We start from the raw sequence: 24,528 nt of genomic DNA, 5'->3' as shown, positions 1-24,528 counted from the left end.
GCTGAATGAACGCCCACACCGACAACATCGCCCAGTACAATTTCGCCTATCTGGACGAGCAGACGAAGCGCATGATCCGCCGCGCGATCCTCAAGGCCATCGCCATTCCCGGCTATCAGGTGCCCTTCGCCAGCCGCGAAATGCCGATGCCCTATGGCTGGGGCACTGGCGGCGTGCAGGTCACCGCATCAGTGATCGGAACCGACGATGTGCTCAAGGTCATCGACCAGGGTGCGGACGACACCACCAATGCCGTCTCCATCCGCGCCTTCTTCCAGAAGGTCGCCAATGTGGATGTCACCACCCACACCGCCGACGCCACCATCATCCAGACGCGCCACCGCATACCGGAGGAACCGCTGAAGGCCGGTCAGGTGCTCGTCTATCAGGTGCCGATCCCGGAACCGCTGCGCTTTCTCGAACCGCGCGAGACCGAAACCCGCAAGATGCACGCGCTTGAGGAATACGGCCTCATGCATGTGAAGCTCTACGAGGACATCGCCCAGCACGGTCACATCGCCACCACCTTCGCCTATCCGGTCAAGGTCGAGGGGCGCTATGTGATGGACCCGTCGCCGACGCCGAAATTCGACAATCCGAAAATGCACATGTCGAAGGCGCTCCAGCTTTTCGGCGCAGGCCGCGAAAAGCGCATCTACGCCGTGCCGCCCTACACGCGGGTCGAAAGCCTCGATTTCGAGGATCACCCCTTCGAGATCCAGACCTTCGATGAGCCCTGCGCGCTGTGCGGCGGCACGAATGTCTATCTCGACGAAGTGGTTCTCGATGATCGCGGCGGGCGCATGTTCGTCTGCTCCGACACCGACAATTGCGAGGCGCGCCGCGCTAGTGGCCATCGCGGGCATCTGTCCGGCGAAGAGGCTGCGACCATCTGATGCGCAAACTTTTGAAAATTCGCGGAGAAATCCAATGACCGACGAACCGCTGCTTCGCGTTCGCTCCATCTCGAAATTCTACGGCAACCGCATCGGCTGCAACGATATCTCCTTCGACCTGTGGCCGGGCGAGGTTCTGGCTGTGGTGGGCGAGTCCGGCTCGGGCAAGACCACCTTGCTCAACTGCCTCTCGACCCGCCTCCTGCCGACCTCCGGCACCGTGTCCTACCGCATGCGCTACGGGGCCTTCCACGACCTCTACCGCATGAGCGAGGCCGAGCGACGCTTCCTGATGCGCACCGACTGGGGCTTCGTGCACCAGAACCCCTCCGACGGGCTGCGCATGACGGTCTCCGCCGGCGCCAATGTCGGCGAGCGGTTGATGGCCGTGGGCCAGCGCCACTATGGCGACATCCGCGCCAGCGCAACCGACTGGCTTGGCCGCGTGGAAATCTCAGAGGATCGCATCGACGACCAGCCACGCGCCTTTTCCGGCGGCATGCGCCAGCGCCTCCAGATTGCCCGCAACCTCGTCACCGGCCCGCGCCTCGTCTTCATGGATGAACCGACCGGCGGTCTCGACGTGTCGGTGCAGGCCCGCCTGCTCGATCTGCTACGCGGGCTCGTTCACGAACTGGGCCTCTCCGCCATCGTCGTCACCCACGACCTTGCGGTCGCCCGCCTTCTCTCCCACCGCATGATCGTTATGAAGGACGGTCACGTGGTCGAAAGCGGCCTCACCGACCGGGTGCTCGACGATCCGCAGGCGCCCTACACCCAGCTTCTCGTTTCCTCCATCCTGCAGGTGTAACCATGGCAACGCCACTCGTCGTCTCCGAAGTCTGCAAGAGCTTCACCATGCATCTCCAGGGCGGCATTCGCCTACCGTGGTGGCCGATGTCTCCTTCTCGCTCTCCGCCGGCGAATGCGCCGTGCTTGGCGGCCCCTCGGGCGCCGGCAAGAGTTCCATCCTCAAGATGATCTATGGCAGCTACGCCATCGACAGCGGTCAGGTGATCGTCACCCATGACGGCAATCTGGTGGATCTGGCCACCGCTGATCCGCGCACCGTCATCGCCATCCGCCGCGACACGATCGGCTATGTCAGCCAGTTCCTGCGGGCGGTGCCGCGCGTTTCCGCACGCGATGTGGTGGCCGAGCCGCTCATCGCGCGTGGTGAAGCTTTGGAAACCGCGCGCGGCAGGGCCGAGAAGCTGCTTGCCCGCCTCAACCTGCCGGAGCGTCTGTGGGACCTGCCGCCCGCCACCTTCTCCGGCGGCGAACAGCAACGCGTGAACATTGCGCGCGGCTTCATCACCGATCATCCGGTCCTGCTGCTCGACGAACCGACCGCCTCGCTCGACAAGGCAAACCGCGAGATCGTTGTTTCCATGATCGACGAGAAGAAGACGGCGGGCGTCGCCCTTCTGGGCATCTTCCACGATCAGGATGTGCGCGACGTGGTGGCCGACCGCATCATCGACGTCATCGACTTCGCACCGGGCAGGAAAGCGGCATGAAACAGCTCTCCGAAAAGCCGTCGGTTCACCCTTCCGCCGAAATCGTCGCATCCACACTCGGCCGCTACACGGAAATCGGCGAGCGGTCGCGTGTGCATGAAGCAGTGGTCGGCGACTACTCCTACATGACGCAGGATTGCAGCGTCTGGTGCGCCGAGATCGGCAAGTTTTCCAACATCGCCGCCGCCGTGCGCATCAACGCCACGAACCACCCGACCTGGCGCCCGACCCTGCACCATTTCACCTACCGCTCCGGCGATTACTGGCCGGATGCAGAGCATGACAGCGATTTCTTCGGCTGGCGGCGGGAAAACATGGTGCGGATCGGCCATGACACATGGCTCGGACACGGCTCCACCATACTGCCCGGCGTCACAATCGGCGATGGCGCGGTGATCGGGGCCGGGGCGGTGGTGTCGAAAGACGTCGCGCCCTACACGATTGTCGGCGGCGTTCCCGCCCGGCCGATCCGCGAACGCTTCGACCGCAAAACCTCCGAGCGATATCAGGCGCTTGCGTGGTGGGACTGGAACCATGACAGGCTGCGCACCGCACTGAACGATTTCCGCTCGCTGAACGCAGAGGAATTCCTGGAAAAGTACGAGGGTTAGGGCCCGCGCCATCGCGTCGCAGCTTTCCCTGAATATAGTTGTCAGGTTTTTATTGACAGAACCGCAGCCGTGCGGTTTCTATAATCCTGCATCCGCGCGATGCGTCCATGATGTCTGGGCCTTTAACCCTTTCGATCGCAGGACGTCTGTCGTCGCCCGCCATCCTGTATGCCGTCGAACCTGCCGGCACACATGGAGATGGTCCGGGTTCTTCCTCCGACAAACTCCCGCCTTGAAGGTTCTGGCTCTGCACCTGGGCCCGACCTTGCAAAGCCACGGAGTTTCCGACGTCGCCATGCTCGTCTGTCAGTGCAACATGATCACCCAGAAAGAGGTCGAGAATACGATCATCTCGATGCTGGATGCTGATCCATGGCAGCTTATCGTGCCAGCCAAGGTCTATCATACGATGTCCAAGCGCGGACGGTGTTGCGGCTGCTTCCCAAATGTGGTGGAAACGATCATCCGAGTCACGGAAGAGTACCACCAGCGTCACGATCAAAGCGAGGGAGCTGAAGTCGTGACATATCTAGACCAGGTTCGCGCCCTGCGCGAACGCTACGGGAGCAGGTTCAATGAAAGGCGACAAAAAGGTTATCGAGCGGCTTAACGAAGCGCTCACCCACGAACTCGGTGCGGTCAACCAGTACTGGCTGCACTATCGCCTTCTTGAGGATTGGGGCTACACCAAGCTTGCCAAGAAGGAACGCGAGGAATCCATCGAGGAGATGCACCACGCCGACAAGCTGGTCGAGCGCATCATCTTCCTCGAAGGCCACCCCAACCTGCAGGTCGTCGGACCGCTTCGCATTGGCCAGAACATCAAGGAAGTCCTCGAGGCAGATCTCGCCGGCGAGCATGACGCCCGCAAGCTCTACAAGGAGTCGCGCGACGACTGCCACGCCGCAGGCGATTACGTCTCCATGAAGCTGTTCGAAGAGCTTCTTGCAGACGAGGAAGGCCACATCGACTATCTCGAAACCCAGCTCGAACTGCTTGAGAATATCGGCGTCGAAAAATACGGCCAGCTCAACGCCGGTTCAGCCGACGAGGCCGAGTAACTTGGTCCTGGGTTGCCGGTTCAAGCTCTGCTCCGGCCAACCCTTTTCGCATTTTGAGCATCGGACCGAAAACACGCTCAGCCGCCTAGAGCATTTTGCAGTCAGGTGGAATCACCTGACGCCAGCACAAATGCAGGAAATCAAACAGATAGAGCGGAGCGGCGTTTCCATGAAACGGTGAAACGCTCTAATGGGCCCGAGGCCGCTCTTTCCGGCGGGAGATGATGGCGGGATCGGCGGGCCGGGTCTCGTTGCCAACCCGTTCTGCGACCACGATCAGACCTTCTATCGGTTCTCCACGGTCCATCCGGATCGTCGCCTTCTCGAGCAGCACCGGGTCGAACCCGGCTTCGGTAAGGACCGCACGCAGGTGTGGTTCGGAATGGGCGTAGCGGCGCGAGGCACGCAGCACCATTGCTTCAGGCCCCGTGTGATGCTCGACCGAGAAGACAAACAGCGTCCCCGGCGCGAGCGATGCACCGGCCACGGCAAACAGCCTTTCAAGTGCCCCCAGATACATGAACACATCCGCCGCCGTCACGAGATCTGCTGCGCGCGGAAAATCGGCGAGTGCTGACAGATCCGCACGTGCCAGCCGGTCGTAGATCTGCTTGCCCTCTGCCCGCCTAAGCATTTCCGCGGAAATGTCGATCCCCTCAAGAAAACTCACACGGGCCCTCAACCGCTCGCCCATCAGACCGGTGCCGCAACCGAGATCAACGGCATGGGCGAAGCTTTCTCGGCCGACACGCAGAAGTGCCTCGTCCAGCAATTGCGGTACGCGATAGCTGAGCCTGTCCACCAGCGTGGTATCAAATTTATCCGCGTACTGATCGAACAGCGTTTCGACGAAGGCGGAAGGCACGGCCCCGAGCCCATCCAGTGCGCCGTGCAGCTCCAGCTTCAGCGCTGCCCCAAGCCGGTCTTTGCCGTCGAGCCTCAGAACCGTGCGCCAGGCTTCCACGGCAGCAGCGATTTCGCCGGCTTCAGCAAGCATCTCCCCATGGCGATAGTGTCCGGCCGCCCACCCGGGCACGAGCTGCAGCGCGTCGCCCAGAAGCGTGGTGGCAGCTTTGTAGTCGCCATTTTCGAAAAGCATTTCGGCATAGTCGGCCCGACGGTCGGCCAGGAGGTTGCCCGAGGTAAAGGTGAGCGGGTTCATGCGGTGCGTGTGTTCCGGGAGGGCCCTTGCGCGGGCGGTGAGCGCTTATGCTCCCGGAAATCTCTCCTGACAAGCCTGTCTTTCTCTGCCGGAAAAATATCCTATCTTCTCAGACCATGAAGCCGCAGAACCTCCTCCAGCCCCGTCCGGCGGGGCTTTATTGCCCGCCCGGCGATTTCTACATCGACCCCGTGCGCCCGGTGGAGCGGGCAATGATCACGCATGGCCATGCGGACCACGCCCGCGCCGGACATGGACATGTCCTGGCGACGAGGGAGACGCTCGATATCATGGAACTGCGCTACGGTGCGGGCTTTGCGGCAAGCCGGCAGCCCATTGGCTATGGCGAGCCGCTTCAGCAGGATGGCGTGACCGTCTCGTTTCACCCGGCGGGCCATGTGCTCGGTTCCGCACAGATCGCGGTCGAGAAGAATGGCCTGCGCATTGTCGCTTCAGGCGATTACAAGCGCCATCCCGATGCAACCTGCGCACCGTTCGAGCCTGTGCGCTGCGACGTCTTCATCACCGAGCGACCTTCGGCCTGCCGGTTTTCGTCCATCCCGACCCCATGAGCGAAATACGGCGTCTGACCGCCTCGCTGATGCAGTTTCCCGAGCGCGCGCACATCCTCGGCGCCTATTCGCTCGGCAAGGCCCAGCGCGTCATCAGCCTCCTGCGGGCAGCCGGCCATGAAGCGCCCATCCTCATTCACGGCGCGCTGGAAAAGCTCTGCCGCTACTACCAGGAGCAGGGCATCGATCTTGGCGAACTTGAACCCGCAACGGTCGATGAAGGCATCGAGGACCGCGCCGCGGGCCGGGTTGTCGTCGCGCCCCCATCCGTGTTCGGTGAACGCTGGACGCGGCGTTTCGCCGACCCGCTCAACGTCTTCGCCTCCGGCTGGATGCGCATCCGCCAGCGCGCGAAGCAGCGCGGTGTCGAACTGCCTTTGATCCTTTCCGACCATGCCGACTGGAACGAGCTGACCGCCACCATCCGCGAAACGGAAGCGAACGAGGTCTGGGTGACGCACGGACGCGAGGAGGCCATCGTGCGCTGGTGTGAACTGAACGGCATCATGGCCCGCCCGCTCAATCTCGTCGGCTATGAAGACGAGGCCGAGTGATGCAGCGCTTTGCAGATCTGCTCGACCGCCTTGTCCTGACCCCGTCGCGCAACGGGAAGATCCGCCTTCTCACGGATCATTTTCGCGCCGTGCCCGATCCCGACCGTGGCTACGCTCTGGCCGCGCTGACCGGCGGGCTCGACTTTCCCGCCGTCAAGCCCGCCATGCTACGCACCCTGATCGGCGAGCGCATGGACGAAGTGCTTTTCGCTTACTCCTATGACTATGTCGGCGATCTCGCCGAGACCATCTCGCTTGTCTGGCCATCCGCGGCTGAGGGCGGGACCCGGCCACCCCCGCTCTCGGAGATCGTTGAAACGCTCTCCAGGCTTGGACGGGCCGAGGCACCCTCCGTCATCGCGGGCCTGCTCGACCGGCTCGATCCTTCCGCCCGTTTCGCGCTCATCAAGCTTGCGACCGGCGGTTTGCGAATCGGCGTTTCCGCTCGGCTTGCAAAGCAGGCGCTGGCCATTTTCGGCGACCGCGATGTGGGCGAGATCGAAGAGCTCTGGCACGGGCTCGAACCACCCTATGAAGCGCTCTTCGCCTGGCTTGAAGGCACAAGCGAGAAACCCGTCAGCACGGCCAAGGCGCTCTTCAGTCCGGTCATGCTTGCCCATCCGGTTAGCGACGGCGATCTCGAAAAACTCAATCCGGCTGACTATGCCGCCGAATGGAAATGGGACGGCATCCGCGTTCAGGCGATCTGCGAAGACGGCGTGAAACGGCTTTATTCGCGCACGGGCGACGATGTTTCTGGCGCATTTCCCGATCTTTTGGCGGAATTCGATGCTGAAATCTCCCTGGATGGAGAGCTTCTGGTCGGAAATCCAAGATTCAGGACCGGAACATTCTCGGATCTGCAGCAGCGCCTGAACCGCAAAACGGTTTCAAAAAAGATGCTGGCCGAATACCCGGTCTTCCTGCGCTGCTACGACCTTCTGCGGGTCGAAGGCGAGGATCTGCGTTCCCTTGCCTTCACCGATCGCCGGGCAGCACTGCAGAAGATGCTTCCGGCATTGTCGCAGGACCGGTTCGACCTCTCGCCCATGGTCGCATTTTCAAACTGGCAGGAGCTTGAGGAAAAGCGCCGCGCGCCGCCCCACCCGGTCATCGAAGGCGTTATGCTGAAACGGCGCGATTCCACCTATGTGCCGGGTCGCCCGAAGGGGCCGTGGTTCAAATGGAAGCGTGATCCGTTTACCGTCGATGCTGTGCTGATGTATGCCCAACGCGGCCACGGCAAACGGTCAAGCTATTACTCCGACTATACGTTCGGCGTGTGGAAGGGTCCGGAAGAGGCGCCCGAACTGGTGCCTGTCGGCAAGGCTTATTTCGGTTTCACCGACGAGGAACTGAAGCAGATAGACAAATACGTGCGCGACAACACCATCGAACGGTTCGGCCCCGTCCGCTCGGTGCGCGCTGAACGCGGTCACGGCCTCGTTCTGGAAATCGCTTTTGAAGGGTTGAACCGCTCGACCCGCCACAAATCGGGCGTCGCCATGCGCTTCCCGCGCATCTCCCGCCTGCGCTGGGACAAGCCGGCAGCCGAGGCGGACCGGCTTGAAACGCTGACGGCCATGCTCGCTGACTAGATCGCCGTGCGTCCACCCGGACGCACAAAGGACGATCTAAACGATTGATGGAGCATCGGAATAATCCGAAAACCGGATCCCACTTTTCGGTCCGATGCTCTAATGCATGTCGCTTTCAAATGAATTCTTTTGAAAGACAACGAACATGCATCATTTGAAAGTGTTACAGCGTCCTTTGCGCGTCTTATAAGACGCGCGGCGCTGTAGAGGCCAGGACTACCGCGTGGCTCTGGCAGCGCGGATAGAGAAAACATCAAGCGCATGCCCTTCGCCCGTTGCATCGGGAATGATCGTGATCGTGCCGCCGCCACTGGGCGACTGATTGGGCAGCTCGACTTCGAAGAGGTAGTCAGCGCGGGTTGGCCCCACCACGTAGCGGGTGCGCCCGCAACCGCCGAGTGCTCCGAAATTGCAGGAAAGCGAGAGCTGCGTTTCCTCGCCATCCTGTGCCCGGGCCTCGATGCTGAAAATGGCGTTCCGTCCGGCAAGTGTCTCCAGAACGCCCTGCCCGACATCGAAGGAGATGCCGGCGCTGCCGGCGGTGCTTACGCGCAGGAAAACCTGATCGTCATTGCGCATCACGTCGATATTGCCACCGTCGGGTGCCGAAACACTGGTCGGGTCGGCCGGGTCGAAAACCGTGATCCACTGGCCGGCCGCCCGGCTTCCGCGTGATCCGGACGAGGACGCATCGTCGCCGCCTGAATAGCTGTCCTCCTCAAGAGCCAGTGGAGGGTTGCGCACACTGGTGTCGCGCTCATCGCCGGACATCAGGATCCCACTGGACATGGTCCACCAGAGCCCCATGCCGGCGAAAGCCACCAGGGTCGCCACCAGAAAAAGCATGGCGTAGGGACGGCGCTGTCGAGGCAGGGCTGCTCGGATGCGACGCTTTGCGTCCTCCTGCGAGGGCTCATCGGGGGTGAAGCCGCGGTCACGGGGGTCAATCCGTGGTGCGAAATCGCCATTGTCGTCCTTCGGGCGCGGCGCACGGCGCGACTCCGGCGATACCTGCGGTGATGGGTTTTTCCGTTGGTCAGGTTCGGGCCGCGAAACCGGAGGAACCTCCACCTTCTGCGTCGGCGAAGACGAAGAAGCCGCGGCGGGCACAAACTCCGTCTCGATCTCCGTTATGGTATCCTTCAGATTCTCGCGTCTGGCGAGCTTCGCGTCTTCTGAAAGATCGTCACGCGCTTCGAGCGTGCGTTCCAGCGCGGCAAAGGCAGAACGATAAACCTTTTCACGAAAGGGCCGTTTGCTCGCGTCGCCCTTTTCGAACGCCTTTCTTATCGCATTTTCTATCGCGTCCAAGGCTGGCTGCCCTCTTTGCCTGTCATTGCCCCATGGTTAACCTTTGGTGAGTATGCAATCAACGGTCATAACAAGGTGTGAACAATCGGCTCCTCCCGCCCAGGCACGTGGAATCCGGTTCAATGTCCATCCCAATCATGCCCCAAGGAGTTCAGAATGCGGGATTTCGCGCTCGAGGTTCACTTTTCCCGCTGGGAGTTCAACGCCCGGCATCACATGACCGCCTCCGACATGGAGAGCATGACGCTTGGCGAGCTGGCGCAGATGGCAGGGCCTTCCGCGCGTGAAAATCTCGATGCGCTGTGGCTCGGCTACACGGAAACATGGGGCGCGCCGGACCTGCGCGAGGCCATTGCCGCCACATATGACGGTCTTTCCGCGCGTGACATCCTCTGCTTCGCCGGTGCCGAGGAAGGCATTTATGCGGCCATGCGGGTGATGCTTTCACCCGGGGATCACGCCATCGTTTCCGTTCCAAACTACCAGGCTGCGGAGACCGTGCCGCTGGGGCTGTGCGCGGTGACCGGCGTTCCGCTTCTGGAAAACGACAACTGGCGGCTCGATCTCGATGCGGTGCGTGCCGCGATCCGTCCCAACACGAAGCTCATCTCGGTCAACCTGCCCAACAATCCGACCGGCGCCCTGATGCCGCAGGAGGATTTCGCAGCCCTCGTGGCGCTTTGCCGCGAGCACGATCTCTACCTTTTCAGTGATGAGGTCTACCGCCTGCTCGAACGCGACGAGGCCGGGCGCCTGCCGCAGGCAGCGGAAGCCTATGAGAAGGGCGTTTCCCTCAACGTCATGTCCAAGGCCTATGGCCTGCCGGGCCTGCGTATCGGCTGGATCGCCAGCCGCGACAGCGCGCTGTTGCAGAAGCTGGAGCGCTACAAGCACTATCTCTCCATCTGCAATTCCGCCCCAAGCGAACGGCTGGCGGTGATGGCGCTTTCGGTGAGCGACCGGATTCTCGCGCGCAACCGCGCGCTTATCGCAGAGAATCTGGAGAAGATGGATACTTTCTTCGCAGAGTATCCGGACCTGTTCGACTGGCGCCACCCGGATGGCGGCTGCGTTGCTATCCACGCTACAACGGGCGGGACGGTGTCGAGCGTTTCTGTCATGATCTCGTGGAGCAGGCGGGCGTTCTGCTGTTGCCCGCCTCGGTCTACCGTTCAGAGCTGATGGAGACCCCAGCGGGACGCTTTCGCGTTGGCTTCGGACGCAGGGGCATTGAAGCCGGGCTTGCGGCGATGAAGGATTTCCTCGCGCGTCGGCACAACGACATCGCGCCCGCCTGAGAAAGCATCGGCACAAAATGTGCGGCCGGAGGTTTTCAATACGGGGTGAGATGCTGTAGAAGCTTTGACGTTTACGAATACGTCAATTAAGGGGACTGCTCATGGCGCTTCCGGCCGTTTTTGACACATTGCGTTTGCCCGTGGTCGGCGCGCCTCTGTTCATCATCTCGCATCCGCCGCTGGTGGTGGCGCAGTGCAAGGCTGGCGTGGTGGGCTCGTTTCCCGCGCTCAACGCCCGCCCCAAGGAACAGCTCGACGAGTGGCTTTCGCAGATCACCGAAGAGCTGGCCGCGCATGACGCACAGAACCCGGATCGCCCCTCCGCCCCCTTTGCGGTCAACCAGATCGTTCACCGTTCCAACGACCGGCTGGAGCACGATCTGAGGGTCTGCGTGGACCACAAGGTGCCGATTGTGATCACCTCGCTCGGCGCGGTCGAGGAAGTGAACCAGGCCGTCCATTCCTATGGCGGTATCGTGTTGCACGACATCATTCACGACCGCCATGCACGCAAGGCGATCGAAAAGGGCGCTGACGGACTGATTGCCGTGGCAACCGGTGCCGGCGGTCATGCGGGCACGCTCTCGCCCTTCGCGCTGGTGCAGGAAATCCGGCAGTGGTTCGACGGACCGCTGCTTCTCTCGGGCGCCATTGCCAATGGCGGTGCGGTGCTCGCCGCCGAAGCGATGGGCGCGGATCTTGCCTATATCGGCTCGCCGTTCATCGCCACGCACGAAGCGCGTGCGCCGGGCGACTACAAGGAAATGATCGTCTCTTCGCGCGCAGCCGATATCGTCTACTCCAACCTCTTTACCGGCGTGCACGGCAATTATCTGAAGGGCTCCATCGTGAAAGCCGGCATGGACCCTGACAATCTGCCGGAAGCCGATCCCTCCAAGATGAATTTCGCCAGCGCCGACGCAAAGGCCTGGCGCGACATCTGGGGCAGCGGACAGGGTGTCGGTGCGGTGAGCGAGATCACCGGCGCAGGCGCGCTCGTGGACCGGCTTGCAGACGAGTATGCCGCGGCAAAGAATCGGCTCTGCGGCCCTCGCTAACCCTTTCGCGCATCACCCCGGCAGGCCGTCCAGCCGGGTTACCTCATCCAGCCCGTCATCCCAGTTCGCCCGGCTGGAAAGACAGATATGCGCATTGGGGCGCACGTCAACGGGCGTATCGAGGCTGCCAGCAGGAACGACAATCATCGCGCCACCGGCCTCCGCCCTCGGCAGGGCTGAACCACAGGTTCGGCAGAAGCTCCTCCTGTGCCGCGCATCGGGCACGCGATAACTCTCGATACAGTCTTCGCCTGAAAGCCAGGTGATCTCGGCCTCGCTCGAAAACAGATTTGCCGCATGGGCGGAGCCCGACCCTTTCCTGCATCGTGAACAGTGACACAGATAAAAGCGCTCGAATGTGCCTGAGATCTCAAATCTCACCGTGCCACACAGACACTTGCCGGAATGCTTCGTACTCATGGTTTGTTTCCCTCCAGACAGCGCCCCTTAGCGGCAGGCCCCCTTAACACATCCGGCAGAGAACCGCATTCGATGCGTACCACCCCGTGTCTGTAGGAGCTGTGTACTGTCAAAAAACCGTCATCCAGGCGACATCCAGTTTTCATCCACACCCATTAGGCGAAAGAGCAACAAGGGCGGAAAGCCCGCGGGAGAGCCGCAACAAGGCGCTTAACGGGATCAGCAAATGCTTGAAATTCGACAGGTCACCCGACGCTTCGGACAGAACACGGCCGTGCGCGACGTGGAACTGGAAATCGAACAGGGCCAGATGGTCGGCATCATTGGCCGCTCCGGTGCCGGCAAATCGACGCTTCTGCGCATGATCAACCGGCTGATCGATCCGTCCGAAGGCTCGATCTCATTTCAGGGCAAAGAGGTATCGGCTCTTAAAGGCGCGGAGCTGCGCCGTTGGCAGCGCGATTGCGCCATGATCTTCCAGCAGTTCAATCTGGTGCCGCGCCTCGACGTGCTGACCAACGTCCTGCTCGGGCGCCTCAACCATCGTTCCACCGTTCTCAACCTGATGAACATGTTCACCCGCGAGGAGCGCATCCGCGCCATCGCCGCACTGGAGCGCCTCGACATCGCCCAGACGGCGCTGCAGCGCGCTGGCACCCTTTCCGGCGGTCAGCAGCAGCGCGTTGCGATTGCCCGTGCTCTCATGCAGGAACCGAAGGTGATCCTCGCCGACGAGCCGATCGCCTCGCTCGATCCGCTCAACGCCAAGGTGGTTATGGACTCGCTGGCCGACATCAACGCCCGCGAAGGCATCACCGTCATCACCAACCTGCACACGCTCGACACGGCGCGCGCCTATTGCAACCGCATTATCGGCATGGCCAAGGGCGCGGTGGTTTTCGACGGCCCGCCTGAGGCGCTGACCAGCGAAGCGGTGCGCACCATTTATGGCGGCGAGGAAGGCGCGGAGCTTTCCGAAGCCATTACCTCCACCAGCATCAATGTTCCGGCTCCGCAGCCGGCAAGGAAATCGATCGGTCAGGCGCAACCGGCGCTCGCCGCCGTCTGACCTACGGGATCGCCTGGCCCGCGTAACGGGCCGCTCTGCCTGAAAACCCGCCGGCGGGAAAAGCCGGCACCCAAATGGAGAGACGTCATGTTCAAGAAAGCTCTTATGGGCGCCGTAGCGCTCACCGCAATGATGGTCGGGGGCGCACAGGCCGAAGACCTGAAGGAATTCCGCATCGGCATTCTCGGCGGCGAAAACGAAGCCGACCGCCTGCGCAACTTCTCCTGCATGGTCGACAAGCTTCCTGAGGTTCTGGCGTCGAGAAGGTCGCTCTGTTCCCGGCTGCCGACTATGACGGCGTGATCCAGGGCCTGCTCGGCGGCACGCTCGACTATGCCGAGCTCGGCGCTTCGGGCTATGCAAAGGTCTATCTGGAAGACCCGAAGGCCGTTGAGCCGATCCTCACAACGGTGCAGACCGACGGTTCGACCGGCTATCACTCGGTCATGGTGGCCCGCAAGGATTCCGGCATCAAGTCGCTGGAAGACATGAAGGGCAAGAAGCTCGGCTTCGCCGACCCGGATTCCACCTCCGGCTACCTCGTACCCGCCGTCACGCTCCCCAAGGCCATCAACGCTTCTGTTGAAGAGTTCTTTGGCGAGACCGGCTTCGGCGGCGGCCACGAGAATCTGGTTCTCGAAGTGGTGAAGGGCACGTTCGACGCCGGCACGACCTGGGCTTCCGGTGTTGGCGAGTTCTCCGACGGCTACACCTCCGGCAACCTGCACAAGATGGTCGAGAAGGGTATTCTCGACATGGACGATCTGGTTGAGCTCTGGAAGTCCCCGCTGATCCCGAACGGTCCGGTCGTGGTTCGCACCTCCATGGACGCCGACATGAAGAACAAGTTCAAGACCTTCATGATGGAAATGCCGGAAGCCGATCCGGAGTGCTTCGCGGCCATCCAGGGCGGCGACTACAAGGCTACACCGAAGTGACGCCGGCATTCTACGAGCCGATCATCGACGCCCGTCGCTCCAAGATCGGTTCCTGATCCCTTTCCCGCAATCTGACACGCCGCCGGCCCGTGCCGGCGGCGTTGTCGCACAGGCGTGCCAGACATGACAGCAACGACCCATTCCCCGCTTCTTTCCGAAGCCGGCCAGGCCGTGGAGCGCCACTGGCGCGAACTGGCCGGACGCCGCCGGCTCTACACCATTGGCGGCATCGTGTTCATGGTTCTCGCCATGAGCGGTTCGCTCTGGTTTGCCAATGAATCGAACGCCGGCAAGTTCTTCGACCGACTGCCCTATCTGTTCGATTTCGTGGGTCAGATGCTGCCGCGCGATGGCTGGGAAATCTGGCGCGCCCTTTTCGACCTGCCCTCGCCCTATGACGATGGCAGCCTGAAATACAATTATCCCGATGGACGGATCTATCTCACCGAGACGTTCTATCTGCCCGAGTATTTCTACAAGATGCTGGAAACCATCAACATTGCGCTGGTTTCCACGCTGATCGGGTTCGGCTTTGGCTTCGTCCTTTGCTTTCTGGCAGCATCGAACCTGACGACGCGGCGCTGGCTACGGTTCTTCGTGCGCCGTTTCATGGAGCTGCTGCGCGCCTTCCCCGAAATCGTCATCGCCGGCTTCTTTCTGGCCGTGCTGTCCATCGGGGCCGTGCCCGCGATCATCGCAGTCTCGATCCATACGATCGGCGCGCTTGGCAAAATGTTCTTCGAGGTGGTCGAGAACGCCGACATGAAGGCCGAGGAAGGCCTGCGTGCCGCTGGTGCAAACTGGACGGAGCGTGTCTGGTTCGCCATCGTTCCGCAGGTCATGCCCAACTTCCTGAGCTACGCGCTCCTGCGTTTCGAGATCAATGTGCGCGCCTCCACCATCATCGGCGCGGTCGGTGGTGGCGGTATCGGCGAGGCGCTGCGCCTGTCGATCAGCCGCACGCATGAGGCCAAGACGCTCGCCATCATTCTTCTCCTGTTCTGCACCATCGTCGCGGTCGACCAGCTTTCGGCCTGGCTGCGCGGTCGCCTCGTCGGCAGGCAGGCATTCGAATTCGGCCGGGGAGGCTGACCATGACCGAGACCGAAGCCAGCGCCATCGTCGCGCGTCACACGGATGTTTTTCAGCGCCCGCTGCTGGAGCGCTTTCGCGCCGCGCTCATCATCGCTGCCGTCGCGCTCTACATGGTCTTCGCCTGGTGGCTCTTTGCCGTGGGGCAGGTGATCTCCGGCGGCAATTGGGACATTGCGGGCAGCTATCTGGCAGACTGGGTTTCCTACGAGGTGCGCCCGGACATCGAGTATGACGGCGATGCGCTGGATGTTTCCTTCCCCCGTTTCTCGCCACTGGGCGACGATCCGAAACCGGACTGGGTGGTGACGGAGACGGCGACGGTCGAACGCCGCAGCGCAACGACCAGCGCAGCCGCGGGCGCCGGCAGCGGCCAAACCAGCGGCGCCGGCTTCCTCGGGTCGCTGGACACGAAGCCTGCTGCGAAAGACGACGGTGGGTTTCTTGGTGCCATGCCATCTGCCTCCACACCACCCGAAACACCGACCGCGAACACCGCACCGGCGGAACCGGTGGCGACCCGTGAAGAAGCCATTGTGAGCGCCGATGTTTCGTTCGGTGGCGACACGCATATCCGCGTTCAGCCCGGCTTCGTGACCGTCACGCACAAGGGCGAGACGCTGGAACTCGACATCGAGGAGCAGATCGCGGTCAATGCGCGCGGGCCCCTGCCCGACTGGGCAAGCCAGCGCGCACCCGGCTCCAAAGTGATCGCGCGCTTCGGCTTTGCCGGCCGTGCGGAGATCGAAGACGATGAGGTCAAGATACGTCGCCGCTTCCTCGGTTGGGAGAACTTCTTCTTCGATACGCGATCTCCCTACTGGGGCATGTCGGCCGGTCAGGTTCTGGGCACGATCTTGTTCGGCGATCGCATAGAGGAAGGCCGCTCCAATCTGGCCGTCGCCTGGGACAACATCGTCAACAATGCCGACTGGCAACATGGCGATGTGTGGCTGAAGCTGCTGCAGACCATCGTCATGGCGTTTGCCGGCACGGTGTTCGCCTCGCTTCTGGCCTTCCCGCTCGCCTTTGCGGCCGCGCGCAACATCATGCCCAACCGTTTCATCAACCATCTCTTGAAGCGCTCGTTCGACTTCCTGCGCTCGGTGGACATGCTGATCTGGGCGCTGTTCTTCACCCGGGCGTTCGGGCCGGGGCCGCTGGCCGGCATTTCGGCGATCTTCTTCACCGACACCGGCACCTTCGGCAAGCTCTATTCCGAAGCGCTCGAAAACATCGACGACAAGCAGCGCGAGGGCGTGCGCTCTGTCGGTGCGGCCCCATCCTCGGTCCAGCGCTACGGCGTCGTGCCGCAGGTTCTGCCGGTGTTTTTGAGCCAGTCGCTGTATTTCTGGGAGTCCAACACGCGCTCGGCCACCATCATCGGTGCAGTGGGTGCAGGCGGCATCGGCCTCAAGCTCTGGGAGGCCATGCGCACCAATCAGGACTGGGAAAACGTGGCTTACATGGTGCTCCTCATCCTGATGGTCGTTTTCGTCTTCGACAATATTTCCAACATGCTGCGCCAGCGCCTCATTGGCAGGCAATGAGGTGGATGATGACGCAGCGGAAATTGGCTGATAGCTTCTGTGGTCCTTTCGAGGGATTCGTTAACCTGTCACACAAATCGCCTATTGCACCGCAATCGGCGAGGAAAAGCTCATGCGCTACGCAATCTACTTCACACCCGAACAAGACGACCCGCTGACGCGGGCCGCCGCCCGCTGGCTGGGACGCGACGCCTTTACCGGAATGCCGCTGACCCCGGTGGAGGCCGGGCCGTTCTCGGCTGCGGAGATTTCGTTTCACACGGCTGCGGCACGCCGCTACGGGTTTCATGCGACGCTGAAAGCCCCGTTCCGGCTTGCCGAAGGCCAGAGCGAGCAGGCGCTGATCCAGGCGCTGACAAAGTTCTGCGCGCAGATGGAACCGGTGACGATCCCGCGCGCGGTGGTGCGCAGGCTGGACGGTTTTTTCGCGCTCGTGCCGGAAGAACGGTCTGAACGGCTGGATGCGCTGGCGGGCAGCATCGTGGAGAACTTCGAACCCTTCCGCGCGCCGCTGACGGCCAATGAGCTTGAACGGCGCAACCCGGAGAACCTCACGCCCGGACAGCTCAAGAATCTGCACAAATGGGGCTATCCCTACGTGTTCGAGGAATTCCGCTTTCACATGACCCTGACCGGACGCGTGCCACAGGCCGAGGCGCCCCGCATGGAACGCGCCATCGATGCCTTCTTCGGGCCGCTTTTGTCGGAACCACTGGAGATCGGCTCGCTGGCCCTGTTCATCGAGTCGGAGCCGGGCGCGCCGTTCCAGGTGAAATCCTTCCAGACGCTCGGCTGGAACAAGACAAGAAAGACTGCCTGATAATGACGAACGAACTGGTCCTCAAAAATGCCCGCATCGTGCTGCCCGATGAGGTGATCGAAGGCAGCATCTCGATCCGTGACGGGCGCATCGTCGACATTGCCACAGGCAATGCCTCTGTCGGTGAGGATATGGATGGCGATTACGTCCTGCCGGGCCTTGTCGAACTGCACACGGACCATCTGGAGCGCCACTACGCGCCACGCCCGAAAGTGCGCTGGAACCCAATCGCCTCGGTGCTCGCGCATGATGCACAGATTGCGGCATCCGGCATTACCACCGTGTTCGACGCGCTGCGCATCGGCCTCGATGAAGACAGCAACCTCGGCGCGCCGGAAATGCGCGAGCTTGGCCACGCCATCGAAAACAGCGTGGAAGCCGGCCGCCTGCGTGCCGACCACTTCCTGCATCTACGGTGTGAGGTCTCCGCGCCCGATTGTCTGGAGGGTTTCGAACTTTTCAGAAACGACAGCCGCGTGAAGCTCGCTTCACTGATGGACCACTCGCCGGGCCAGCGCCAGTTCACCAGCATCGAGACCTACAAGGTCTACTACATGAACAAGACCGGCATGACGGAAGAGGATTTCCGCCAGTTCTGCGACAAGCGCATCACCCAGTCGCAGACCTATTCGAGCAGGCATCGCAACGCGATTGCCGAAATCTGCCGGGACAACGGCATCATTCTGGCGAGCCATGACGACGCCACGATGGAGCATGTGGACGAAGCCGCGACGCAGGGCGTGCGCGTCGCCGAGTTCCCCACCACGCAGGAGGCCGCCACAGCCTCCCGCGAGGCCGGCATGCAGGTTTTGATGGGCGCGCCCAACGTGGTGCGTGGCGGATCGCATTCCGGCAATGTCTCCGCGCGCAGTCTGGCGGAAGGCAAGACGCTCGACATTCTGTCGTCGGATTACATCCCGTTCAGCCTTGTTCAGGCCGCGTTTGCCCTCGGCGAGACGGTAGAACATATTTCGCTGCCGCAGGCCGTCGCCATGGTTTCGAAAAACCCGGCAGAAGCCGTCGGTCTCGATGATCGCGGCATTCTTGAAGTCGGTCGCCGTGCCGACATGATCCGCGTGCGGGTGGACGAGCATGTGCCGATCGTGCGCTCGGTCTGGCGCGAGGGAGCGCGGGTGGCATGAGGTCCTCGGCCACGCTGGAGCGCGTCATCGACGAGCAGGATTTCCCGATCCGACACGGCGTTTTCATCGCCGTGGCCGGCCCTTCGGGCGCCGGCAAGGATTCGGTGATGGACTATGCGCGCCAGCGGCTCGGGCCCCAGGACAGCGACGTCACCTTCGTGCGCCGTGTCATCACCCGCGAGATGGACGGCGCCGGCGAGGCGCATGACTGCCTCACCCGCGCCAGTTTTGACGAGGCGGAAAGCAAAGGCGCATTCGCCGTAAGCTGGGAAGCGAACGGGCTGAAATACGGCCTGCCCGCCAGCGTGGACGGCATTGTGCGTGAAGGCCATGTGGCCGTTGCCAACGTTTCCCGCGCCGTCATCCCGCTCCTGCGTGAACGCTATGGCAATGTCATCGCCGTGATCGTGACCGCATCCCGCGACGTCCTTGCCGAGCGGCTTTCAAGCCGTGGCCGCGAGACCCGCGAGGAAGTGCTGGCGCGTCTCGAACGGGCGCACGCGAAGGAGCTCGCCGTGGAAGACGCAACAATCATCGACAACTCCAGCACGCTGGAAGAGGCGGGTGAAAAGTTTCAGGACATTCTGCGCCGTGCCACCGCCTGGAGCGCGGTGAGCGACAGCGTCTGATCCTCGCCCTGTTTCAGATATCCTGGCTGATGCCGACAGCCCCTCTTGGCGCTTTCTCTGTTCTGGTTTAGTTCTAACCCATCTTGGAACACCGGACGCACCCCATTGACGGCATCGCCGCGCCTTTCCTGCCAGCGCCCTTCAGCGAATGGTTCGCCACGCGTGGGTGGCAGCCGCGCGCGCATCAGCTTGAGCTTCTCGCCCGCACACAGGCCGGTCGCTCGGCGCTGCTGATCGCACCGACGGGTGCCGGCAAGACGCTCGCCGGTTTTCTGCCAACGCTCACCGATCTGGCGGACCGGCCAAAACCCCGCCCCGGCGAAGCGCGCCGTGGCGTTCACACGCTTTACATTTCTCCGCTCAAGGCGCTCGCCGTCGACATTCAGCGCAATCTGAACATGCCGGTGGCCGAGATGGAGCTGCCGGCGACCATGGAAACGCGCACCGGCGATACGCCCACTCACAAGCGCCAGCGGCAGAAGCACGCTCCGCCCGACATTCTGCTGACGACCCCCGAACAGCTTGCGCTTCTGATCGCCTCGCCCGATGCGGAGCACTTCTTCTCGGACCTCAGATTCGTGGTGTTCGACGAATTGCATTCGCTGGTGATCTCCAAGCGGGGGCACCTGCTTTCGCTCGGCCTTGCGCGGCTGCGCCGCCTGCGACCGGAGTTGCAGACCATCGGGCTTTCGGCGACGGTCGCAGAGCCCGAAGCGCTGCGCCGCTGGCTGGTGCCGCAGGACAGGCCCGGCGCCATGGCCGATATCGTGACCGTGTCGGGTGGCGCGAAACCACACATCACCATTCTGGAAACCGAGGAGCGTGTGCCCTGGGCAGGGCACTCCGCGCTTTATGCCATCCCCAAAGTCTATGAGGCGATCAAGGCGCATCGGACCACGCTGCTCTTCGTCAACACGCGCAGCCAGGCCGAGCTCCTGTTCCGCGAGTTGTGGCGCGCCAATGAAGACAGTCTGCCGATTGCGCTGCACCACGGCTCGCTCGATGTCGGGCAAAGGCGCAAGGTGGAAAAGGCGATGGAGACCAACAGCCTCCGGGCCATCGTCGCCACGTCAACGCTGGATCTCGGCATCGACTGGGGCGATGTGGACCTGGTCGTGCATGTGGGCGCACCAAAGGGGGCAAGCCGGCTGGCGCAGCGCATAGGCCGCTCCAACCACCGCATGGATGAACCGAGCCGCGCCATTCTCGTGCCGGCAAACCGCTTCGAGGTGATGGAGTGCCGTGCAGCGCTTGAAGCGAACTATCTGGGCGCACAGGACACGCCGCCACTGGTGGAAGGCGCGCTCGACGTGCTGGCGCAGCATGTGCTGGGCTCGGCCTGCGCCGCTCCCTTCGATGCCGATGTGCTCTATGGCGAAGTGGCGAGTGCTGCCCCCTATGCCGGGCTCGACCGGGCGACCTTCGACCGCATCGTGGATTTCGTGGCGACCGGCGGCTACGCGCTCAAGACCTATGAACGCTATGCCCGCATCCGCAAGACGAAAGACGGGCTCTGGCGCATCGCCAATCCGCGCATCGCCCAGCAGTACCGGCTGAATGTCGGCACCATCGTCGAGTCCCCCATGCTCAACATCCGCATGGTCAGGCGCGGACGCGGCAGCGCCTCGCGCGGCGGACCGGTGCTGGGCAAGGTGGAGGAGTATTTCCTCGAAACCCTCACACAGGGCGACACCTTCCTGTTCTCCGGCCGCGTGCTCCGCTTCGAGGGTATCCGCGAGAATGAGTGCCTCGTTTCGGCGGGCGGCGGCGAGGACGCCAAAGTGCCCTATTATGCCGGCGGCAAGTTTCCGCTCTCCACCTATCTGGCGGCGGAGGTGCGCGCCATGTTGGCCGACCCGAAGCGCTGGAAAACATTGCCGCCGCAGGTCGCCGAGTGGCTCTCCATCCAACGCGACAAATCGGTCCTGCCGCGCCGCGAAGACCTTCTGGTCGAAACGTTTCCGCGCGGCAACCGCTTCTACATGTTGCTCTATCCGTTCGAAGGACGCCTCGCCCACCAGACGCTCGGCATGCTCCTGACCCGCCGGCTCGAGCGTGACGGCGCACATCCGCTCGGCTTTGTCGCCAATGACTATGCCATTGCCATATGGGGCCTCAACGATATGAGCGCCATGCTGAAAAGCGGCAAGCTCAGTCTGCCCGCGCTCATGGACGAGGATATGCTGGGCGATGACCTCGAAGCGTGGATCGCCGATAGCTGGCTTTTAAAGCGCACCTTCCGCAATTGTGCGCTGATTTCCGGCCTCGTCGAAAAACGCCACCCCGGACAAGAGAAAACCGGTCGGCAGGTGACCGTTTCCGCCGACCTCATTTACGACGTTTTGCGGGCCCATGAGCCCGACCACATTCTCATGCAGGCCACATGGGCGGACGCCGCGCAGGGGCTGCTCGATGTCAGGAGACTGGGCGAAATGCTGTCGCGCATTCGGGGACGAATCGTGCATAAATCGCTGGAGCGCATTTCGCCGCTGGCTGTGCCGATCATGCTGGAGATCGGCAAGGAAGCCGTGGCCGGCGACGCCAACGAGGCACTGCTCGGTGAAGCTTCGCGGCTTTCCGGCGAAGAGTTGATGCAGGAGGCTCTTGAGGCATGAACAGCCTTGCACCCGCAACCGAGACAAGCACGGCACTGACGGTCCGGATTGCCGGTCACGAGGCCGTGTGCGACTGGCGCGGTGTGCTGTTCTTTCCGGCGATGGGCCTTATGGTCGTCTCCGACCTGCATCTGGAAAAAGGCGCAGCCTTCGCCAGGCGTGGACGTATGCTGCCGCCCTACGACACCGCCGCAACGCTGACGCGGCTCGAAAGCGTTGTCGCCGATTACAGCCCCGAGATGATAATCAGCCTCGGCGACAGTTTTCATGACGAAAACGGAGCCGCCGAAATGCCGGCAGCCTTCCGTGATCACCTTGTACGGATCATCGGCAGGCGTGACTGGCACTGGATTGCCGGCAATCATGACCCTGCACCGCCGCCGGACCTTCCCGGCCGCTGCGCGCAGGAAATCGCCGTTGAAGGCCTCACCTTTCGCCACGAGCCTGCGCGCGGCGCCGGTCCCGGCGAGATCGCCGGGCACCTGCATCCGGGAGCACGCATCGTAAGACGCGGACGCTCGGTGCGGCGAGCCTGCTTCGTCTCCGACGGGGAGCGGCTGATCATGCCCGCCTTCGGCAGCCTGACCGGCACCCTCAATGTGCTTGACCGCGCTTTCACCGGTCTGTTTGCGCGTGAAAGGCTCGCGGCCTACATGCTTGGACGGCAAAGCATCTACGCCATTGCCGGCAGCATGCTGCGTTAGAGCGGTGCACTGTTTCATGGAAACGTCGCTCCGCTCCGTCTTGTTATCATTGCGCAATTTCCAACGGAAAACCGTACCCACTTTTCCTGGAATTGCGCCAGGATCAGTCCTTGCGGAAAATCAGCCGCCCGAGCCAGCCTGTCACGATGGCGATCAGCACCGCGAGAATGCCGTACAGCATGCTGTTCTGATGGGCAAACTGATAGAGGCGCTGCTCAAGCCCCGCCTTGCGGATGGTGAGCTGCGCCGAAGTCTCGCGCAGAAACATGCCGTTTCGGAACAGAAAGGCGCGCGCCCTGTGCGTGCCAACCGCAACGTTGGGTGCGAGCCGCAGCGACGCCCGGAAAAGGCTTTGCGACAGAAAACGCACCGCGCCCGCCCGCGTCGAGTAAAGCCCCTCGGCCTCCTTGCGATCCCGCAGCGCACGGGTGAATTCCTCGATCGTTTTCGGATCGCCATCGGCGTCGAGCGGCTGCAGGTGCAGGTTGTCCGCTCCAAGCGCGAGCCGCCGGTAGCCATCCGGCGCGGTGATGTCCTGGGGCGCGCGCGTCAGCGCCATGGAGTAGGACGCCGGCACATCGCGAAGATGAGGGACTCCGTGTTGATCCACATGCCCGCGACACGGGTTTTCTTGCGCACCGTTACGGCACGCGGTGGCCCTTCCAGAACCACGATCACGTCGTAGCGCCCCTGCCGGGAGACCAGTGGATCGGCATTGTCGAGCGCGCCGAAAATGGTGAGTACCGCGCCGCTGAAATCCGAGGTGATTGAAACCTCGTCCGTGGACAGACCGATCTGGATGTTCTCCGGGATGTGGTCCTGCGCCCGTGCGGCCAGCACGGGCACCAGAAGGGCAAGCGTGGACAAGATCACAAAACGCATCGCTCAAACCCCTCCCATGGAGAGGGAATAGACGCTCTCGGGCCGAACGAAGAGGTCAAATCCAAGACGAAGCGCCACCGCCAGAACGAGCAGCGCCAGAAGCGCGCGCAACTGCTCGCCGCGAAGCTTCTGCCCCACCCTCGCGCCATATTGCGCACCGGCAACGCCACCGACCATAAGGAGAAAAGCGAGCACCACATCGACGGTCTGGTTGGCTGTCGAATGAATGATCGTCGTGAAAGCCGCCACGAAAATGATCTGGAACAGCGACGTGCCAATCACGACATTGGTCGGCACTTTCAGAAGGTAGATCAGCGCCGGCACCATGATGAAGCCGCCACCGACACCCATGATCGACGCCAGGAAACCGATAAACGCACCCAAAGCCAGTACCGGTATCACGCTGACAAAGAGTTTTGAGGCGCGAAAGCGCATTTTCAGCGGCAGACGATGGATCCAGTTGTGCTGACCGGGCTTGCGCAGCGTCACCGTCTGGCCGCCGCGCGAACGCCTGATGGCGCGCACGCTTTCCATCAGCATCAGACCGCCGACCACGCCGAGGAACGCCACGTAGAGCAGCGAGACGATCAGGTCGAGCTGTCCCAGTCGCCGCAGATAGGCGAAGACGGAGACACCCAGCGACGCACCGACAATGCCGCCGGCCAGCAAAACCGTGCCCAGCTTGAGATCGAGCGACTTGCGCTTGAAATGCGCCAGCGCGCCAGAGAAAGATGAAGCGATCACCTGGTTGGCGCCGGTGGCAACCGCGATGGCGGGCGGGATGTTGTAGAAGATCAGGAGCGGCGTGATGAGAAACCCGCCGCCGACGCCGAACATGCCGGAGAGAAAGCCGACCGCGCCGCCCATGGCCAGCAGCACGAAGACATTGACGGACATTTCGGCGATTGGGAGATAGATACCCACCCGCGGCACCCGAATAATTGTTTCCCCGACGACGGCGCCGGGCGAGATGTGGAAGCGTTATGCGTGCTTCCGTTCTGCGCTCTGGCGATCACGAAGTCAAAC

19 protein-coding genes and 5 pseudogenes are annotated in these 24,528 nt (G+C 62.5%); 19 read left to right on the top strand and 5 right to left on the bottom strand.

Annotated elements, in window-relative coordinates:
- Nucleotides 1–5: 5 nt before the first annotated feature.
- From JCM21793_RS07655 to bfr, 6 genes and pseudogenes are all read left to right on the top strand, one after another.
- Complete coding sequence (locus JCM21793_RS07655; protein WP_007010517.1) at nucleotides 6–896, top strand: alpha-D-ribose 1-methylphosphonate 5-phosphate C-P-lyase PhnJ; 891 nt, start codon at nucleotides 6–8, stop codon at nucleotides 894–896.
- Nucleotides 897–930: 34 nt separating this feature from the next.
- Entirely contained in the window at nucleotides 931–1,707 is a 777-nt protein-coding gene (phnK, locus tag JCM21793_RS07650; RefSeq protein WP_025029986.1) for a phosphonate C-P lyase system protein PhnK, read from the top strand.
- A gap of 2 nt (nucleotides 1,708–1,709) precedes the next feature.
- Nucleotides 1,710–2,416: pseudogene (gene phnL, locus JCM21793_RS24735) on the top strand (phosphonate C-P lyase system protein PhnL).
- Nucleotides 2,413–3,027, top strand: coding sequence for a DapH/DapD/GlmU-related protein (locus JCM21793_RS07640; protein ID WP_025029985.1), 615 nt, complete (start codon nucleotides 2,413–2,415; stop codon nucleotides 3,025–3,027). Before phnL ends, JCM21793_RS07640 begins: the two are co-directional and overlap by 4 nt.
- Before the next feature lie 295 nt (nucleotides 3,028–3,322).
- Nucleotides 3,323–3,637 (top strand): hypothetical protein, encoded by a 315-nt coding sequence (locus tag JCM21793_RS29445; RefSeq protein WP_025029984.1) that lies wholly within the window; start codon nucleotides 3,323–3,325, stop codon nucleotides 3,635–3,637.
- Nucleotides 3,603–4,088: a bacterioferritin gene (bfr, locus tag JCM21793_RS07630; RefSeq protein WP_007010512.1), complete on the top strand. Its 486-nt coding sequence runs from the start codon at nucleotides 3,603–3,605 to the stop codon at nucleotides 4,086–4,088. Before JCM21793_RS29445 ends, bfr begins: the two co-directional genes overlap by 35 nt.
- Before the next feature lie 187 nt (nucleotides 4,089–4,275).
- Here the strand turns inward: bfr and JCM21793_RS07625 are convergent, their stop codons facing one another.
- Nucleotides 4,276–5,250, bottom strand: coding sequence for a class I SAM-dependent methyltransferase (locus JCM21793_RS07625; protein ID WP_025029983.1), 975 nt, complete (start codon nucleotides 5,248–5,250; stop codon nucleotides 4,276–4,278).
- 116 nt (nucleotides 5,251–5,366) lie between these two features.
- Between JCM21793_RS07625 and JCM21793_RS24730 the strand changes: the two are divergent.
- Nucleotides 5,367–6,376: pseudogene (locus JCM21793_RS24730) on the top strand (ligase-associated DNA damage response exonuclease).
- Complete coding sequence (locus JCM21793_RS07615) at nucleotides 6,376–7,974, top strand: cisplatin damage response ATP-dependent DNA ligase (RefSeq protein WP_025029982.1); 1,599 nt, start codon at nucleotides 6,376–6,378, stop codon at nucleotides 7,972–7,974. Before JCM21793_RS24730 ends, JCM21793_RS07615 begins: the two are co-directional and overlap by 1 nt.
- A 216-nt stretch (nucleotides 7,975–8,190) precedes the next feature.
- Here the strand turns inward: JCM21793_RS07615 and JCM21793_RS07610 are convergent, their stop codons facing one another.
- Nucleotides 8,191–9,285, bottom strand: a complete 1,095-nt coding sequence (locus JCM21793_RS07610; protein ID WP_025029981.1) for a hypothetical protein — start codon at nucleotides 9,283–9,285, stop codon at nucleotides 8,191–8,193.
- Between the two features lie 156 nt (nucleotides 9,286–9,441).
- Between JCM21793_RS07610 and JCM21793_RS24725 the strand changes: the two are divergent.
- Together JCM21793_RS24725 and JCM21793_RS07600 are read left to right on the top strand one after the other, a co-directional pair.
- Nucleotides 9,442–10,583 (top strand): annotated as a pseudogene (locus JCM21793_RS24725) (aminotransferase class I/II-fold pyridoxal phosphate-dependent enzyme).
- 101 nt (nucleotides 10,584–10,684) lie between these two features.
- Complete coding sequence (locus JCM21793_RS07600) at nucleotides 10,685–11,641, top strand: NAD(P)H-dependent flavin oxidoreductase (protein WP_025029980.1); 957 nt, start codon at nucleotides 10,685–10,687, stop codon at nucleotides 11,639–11,641.
- 12 nt (nucleotides 11,642–11,653) lie between these two features.
- On the opposite strand, the gene JCM21793_RS07595 is transcribed toward JCM21793_RS07600, so the two are convergent.
- Nucleotides 11,654–12,061, bottom strand: a complete 408-nt coding sequence (locus JCM21793_RS07595) for a GFA family protein (RefSeq protein WP_025029979.1) — start codon at nucleotides 12,059–12,061, stop codon at nucleotides 11,654–11,656.
- 226 nt (nucleotides 12,062–12,287) lie between these two features.
- On the opposite strand from JCM21793_RS07595, the gene phnC reads away from it, so the two are divergent.
- The 9 genes and pseudogenes from phnC to pdeM all read left to right on the top strand — a co-directional run bounded on the left by phnC (nucleotide 12,288) and on the right by pdeM (nucleotide 22,620).
- Nucleotides 12,288–13,130, top strand: coding sequence for a phosphonate ABC transporter ATP-binding protein (phnC, locus tag JCM21793_RS07590; protein WP_025029978.1), 843 nt, complete (start codon nucleotides 12,288–12,290; stop codon nucleotides 13,128–13,130).
- An 87-nt stretch (nucleotides 13,131–13,217) separates the two neighbouring features.
- Nucleotides 13,218–14,124, top strand: a pseudogene (gene phnD / locus JCM21793_RS24720) (phosphonate ABC transporter substrate-binding protein).
- 67 nt (nucleotides 14,125–14,191) lie between these two features.
- Nucleotides 14,192–15,160, top strand: coding sequence for a phosphonate ABC transporter, permease protein PhnE (gene phnE / locus JCM21793_RS07580; RefSeq protein ID WP_025029977.1), 969 nt, complete (start codon nucleotides 14,192–14,194; stop codon nucleotides 15,158–15,160).
- Between the two features lie 2 nt (nucleotides 15,161–15,162).
- The gene (gene phnE, locus JCM21793_RS07575) at nucleotides 15,163–16,710 is read left to right on the top strand and encodes a phosphonate ABC transporter, permease protein PhnE (RefSeq protein WP_025029976.1); all 1,548 of its coding nucleotides are present in this window, start codon (nucleotides 15,163–15,165) and stop codon (nucleotides 16,708–16,710) included.
- Nucleotides 16,711–16,822: 112 nt separating this feature from the next.
- A complete protein-coding gene (locus JCM21793_RS07570) occupies nucleotides 16,823–17,530 on the top strand; it encodes a DUF1045 domain-containing protein (RefSeq protein WP_025029975.1) in 708 nt (235 codons plus the stop codon).
- 2 nt (nucleotides 17,531–17,532) lie between these two features.
- Complete coding sequence (locus JCM21793_RS07565) at nucleotides 17,533–18,672, top strand: alpha-D-ribose 1-methylphosphonate 5-triphosphate diphosphatase (RefSeq protein WP_025029974.1); 1,140 nt, start codon at nucleotides 17,533–17,535, stop codon at nucleotides 18,670–18,672.
- The gene (gene phnN, locus JCM21793_RS07560) at nucleotides 18,669–19,301 is read left to right on the top strand and encodes a phosphonate metabolism protein/1,5-bisphosphokinase (PRPP-forming) PhnN (protein WP_025029973.1); all 633 of its coding nucleotides are present in this window, start codon (nucleotides 18,669–18,671) and stop codon (nucleotides 19,299–19,301) included. Before JCM21793_RS07565 ends, phnN begins: the two co-directional genes overlap by 4 nt.
- 83 nt (nucleotides 19,302–19,384) lie before the next feature.
- Nucleotides 19,385–21,916 carry a ligase-associated DNA damage response DEXH box helicase gene (locus JCM21793_RS07555; protein ID WP_025029972.1) on the top strand — a complete coding sequence of 844 codons (2,532 nt, stop codon included), beginning with the start codon at nucleotides 19,385–19,387 and terminating at the stop codon, nucleotides 21,914–21,916.
- A complete protein-coding gene (gene pdeM, locus JCM21793_RS07550; protein WP_025029971.1) occupies nucleotides 21,913–22,620 on the top strand; it encodes a ligase-associated DNA damage response endonuclease PdeM in 708 nt (235 codons plus the stop codon). Before JCM21793_RS07555 ends, pdeM begins: the two co-directional genes overlap by 4 nt.
- A 103-nt stretch (nucleotides 22,621–22,723) precedes the next feature.
- Here the strand turns inward: pdeM and JCM21793_RS24715 are convergent.
- A pseudogene (locus tag JCM21793_RS24715) lies at nucleotides 22,724–23,502 on the bottom strand (TIGR02186 family protein).
- Nucleotides 23,503–23,505: 3 nt separating this feature from the next.
- Nucleotides 23,506–24,426 (bottom strand): sulfite exporter TauE/SafE family protein, encoded by a 921-nt coding sequence (locus JCM21793_RS07540; protein WP_007008155.1) that lies wholly within the window; start codon nucleotides 24,424–24,426, stop codon nucleotides 23,506–23,508.
- Between the last annotated feature and the right edge of the window lie 102 nt (nucleotides 24,427–24,528).

Source organism: Nitratireductor aquibiodomus NL21 = JCM 21793 (assembly GCF_000615975.1).
Taxonomy (GTDB): Bacteria; Pseudomonadota; Alphaproteobacteria; order Rhizobiales; family Rhizobiaceae; genus Nitratireductor; species Nitratireductor aquibiodomus.
Note: the sequence above shows the minus strand (reverse complement) of the source record. Positions and strands in the feature narration are given on the sequence as shown.

What these genes read in the sequence shown, in the direction of transcription:
- phnE (WP_025029977.1), top strand. Translation starts at nt 14,192, where the DNA reads ATGACAGCAACGACCCATTCCCCGCTTCTTTCCGAAGCCGGCCAGGCC.
- JCM21793_RS07565 (WP_025029974.1), top strand. Translation starts at nt 17,533, where the DNA reads ATGACGAACGAACTGGTCCTCAAAAATGCCCGCATCGTGCTGCCCGAT.
- JCM21793_RS07570 (WP_025029975.1), top strand. Translation starts at nt 16,823, where the DNA reads ATGCGCTACGCAATCTACTTCACACCCGAACAAGACGACCCGCTGACG.
- phnN (WP_025029973.1), top strand. Translation starts at nt 18,669, where the DNA reads ATGAGGTCCTCGGCCACGCTGGAGCGCGTCATCGACGAGCAGGATTTC.
- JCM21793_RS07615 (WP_025029982.1), top strand. Translation starts at nt 6,376, where the DNA reads ATGCAGCGCTTTGCAGATCTGCTCGACCGCCTTGTCCTGACCCCGTCG.
- JCM21793_RS07625 (WP_025029983.1), bottom strand. Translation starts at nt 5,250, where the DNA reads ATGAACCCGCTCACCTTTACCTCGGGCAACCTCCTGGCCGACCGTCGG.
- phnE (WP_025029976.1), top strand. Translation starts at nt 15,163, where the DNA reads ATGACCGAGACCGAAGCCAGCGCCATCGTCGCGCGTCACACGGATGTT.
- JCM21793_RS07600 (WP_025029980.1), top strand. Translation starts at nt 10,685, where the DNA reads ATGGCGCTTCCGGCCGTTTTTGACACATTGCGTTTGCCCGTGGTCGGC.
- JCM21793_RS29445 (WP_025029984.1), top strand. Translation starts at nt 3,323, where the DNA reads ATGCTCGTCTGTCAGTGCAACATGATCACCCAGAAAGAGGTCGAGAAT.
- phnK (WP_025029986.1), top strand. Translation starts at nt 931, where the DNA reads ATGACCGACGAACCGCTGCTTCGCGTTCGCTCCATCTCGAAATTCTAC.
- pdeM (WP_025029971.1), top strand. Translation starts at nt 21,913, where the DNA reads ATGAACAGCCTTGCACCCGCAACCGAGACAAGCACGGCACTGACGGTC.
- JCM21793_RS07640 (WP_025029985.1), top strand. Translation starts at nt 2,413, where the DNA reads ATGAAACAGCTCTCCGAAAAGCCGTCGGTTCACCCTTCCGCCGAAATC.
- phnC (WP_025029978.1), top strand. Translation starts at nt 12,288, where the DNA reads ATGCTTGAAATTCGACAGGTCACCCGACGCTTCGGACAGAACACGGCC.
- JCM21793_RS07655 (WP_007010517.1), top strand. Translation starts at nt 6, where the DNA reads ATGAACGCCCACACCGACAACATCGCCCAGTACAATTTCGCCTATCTG.
- JCM21793_RS07595 (WP_025029979.1), bottom strand. Translation starts at nt 12,061, where the DNA reads ATGAGTACGAAGCATTCCGGCAAGTGTCTGTGTGGCACGGTGAGATTT.
- bfr (WP_007010512.1), top strand. Translation starts at nt 3,603, where the DNA reads ATGAAAGGCGACAAAAAGGTTATCGAGCGGCTTAACGAAGCGCTCACC.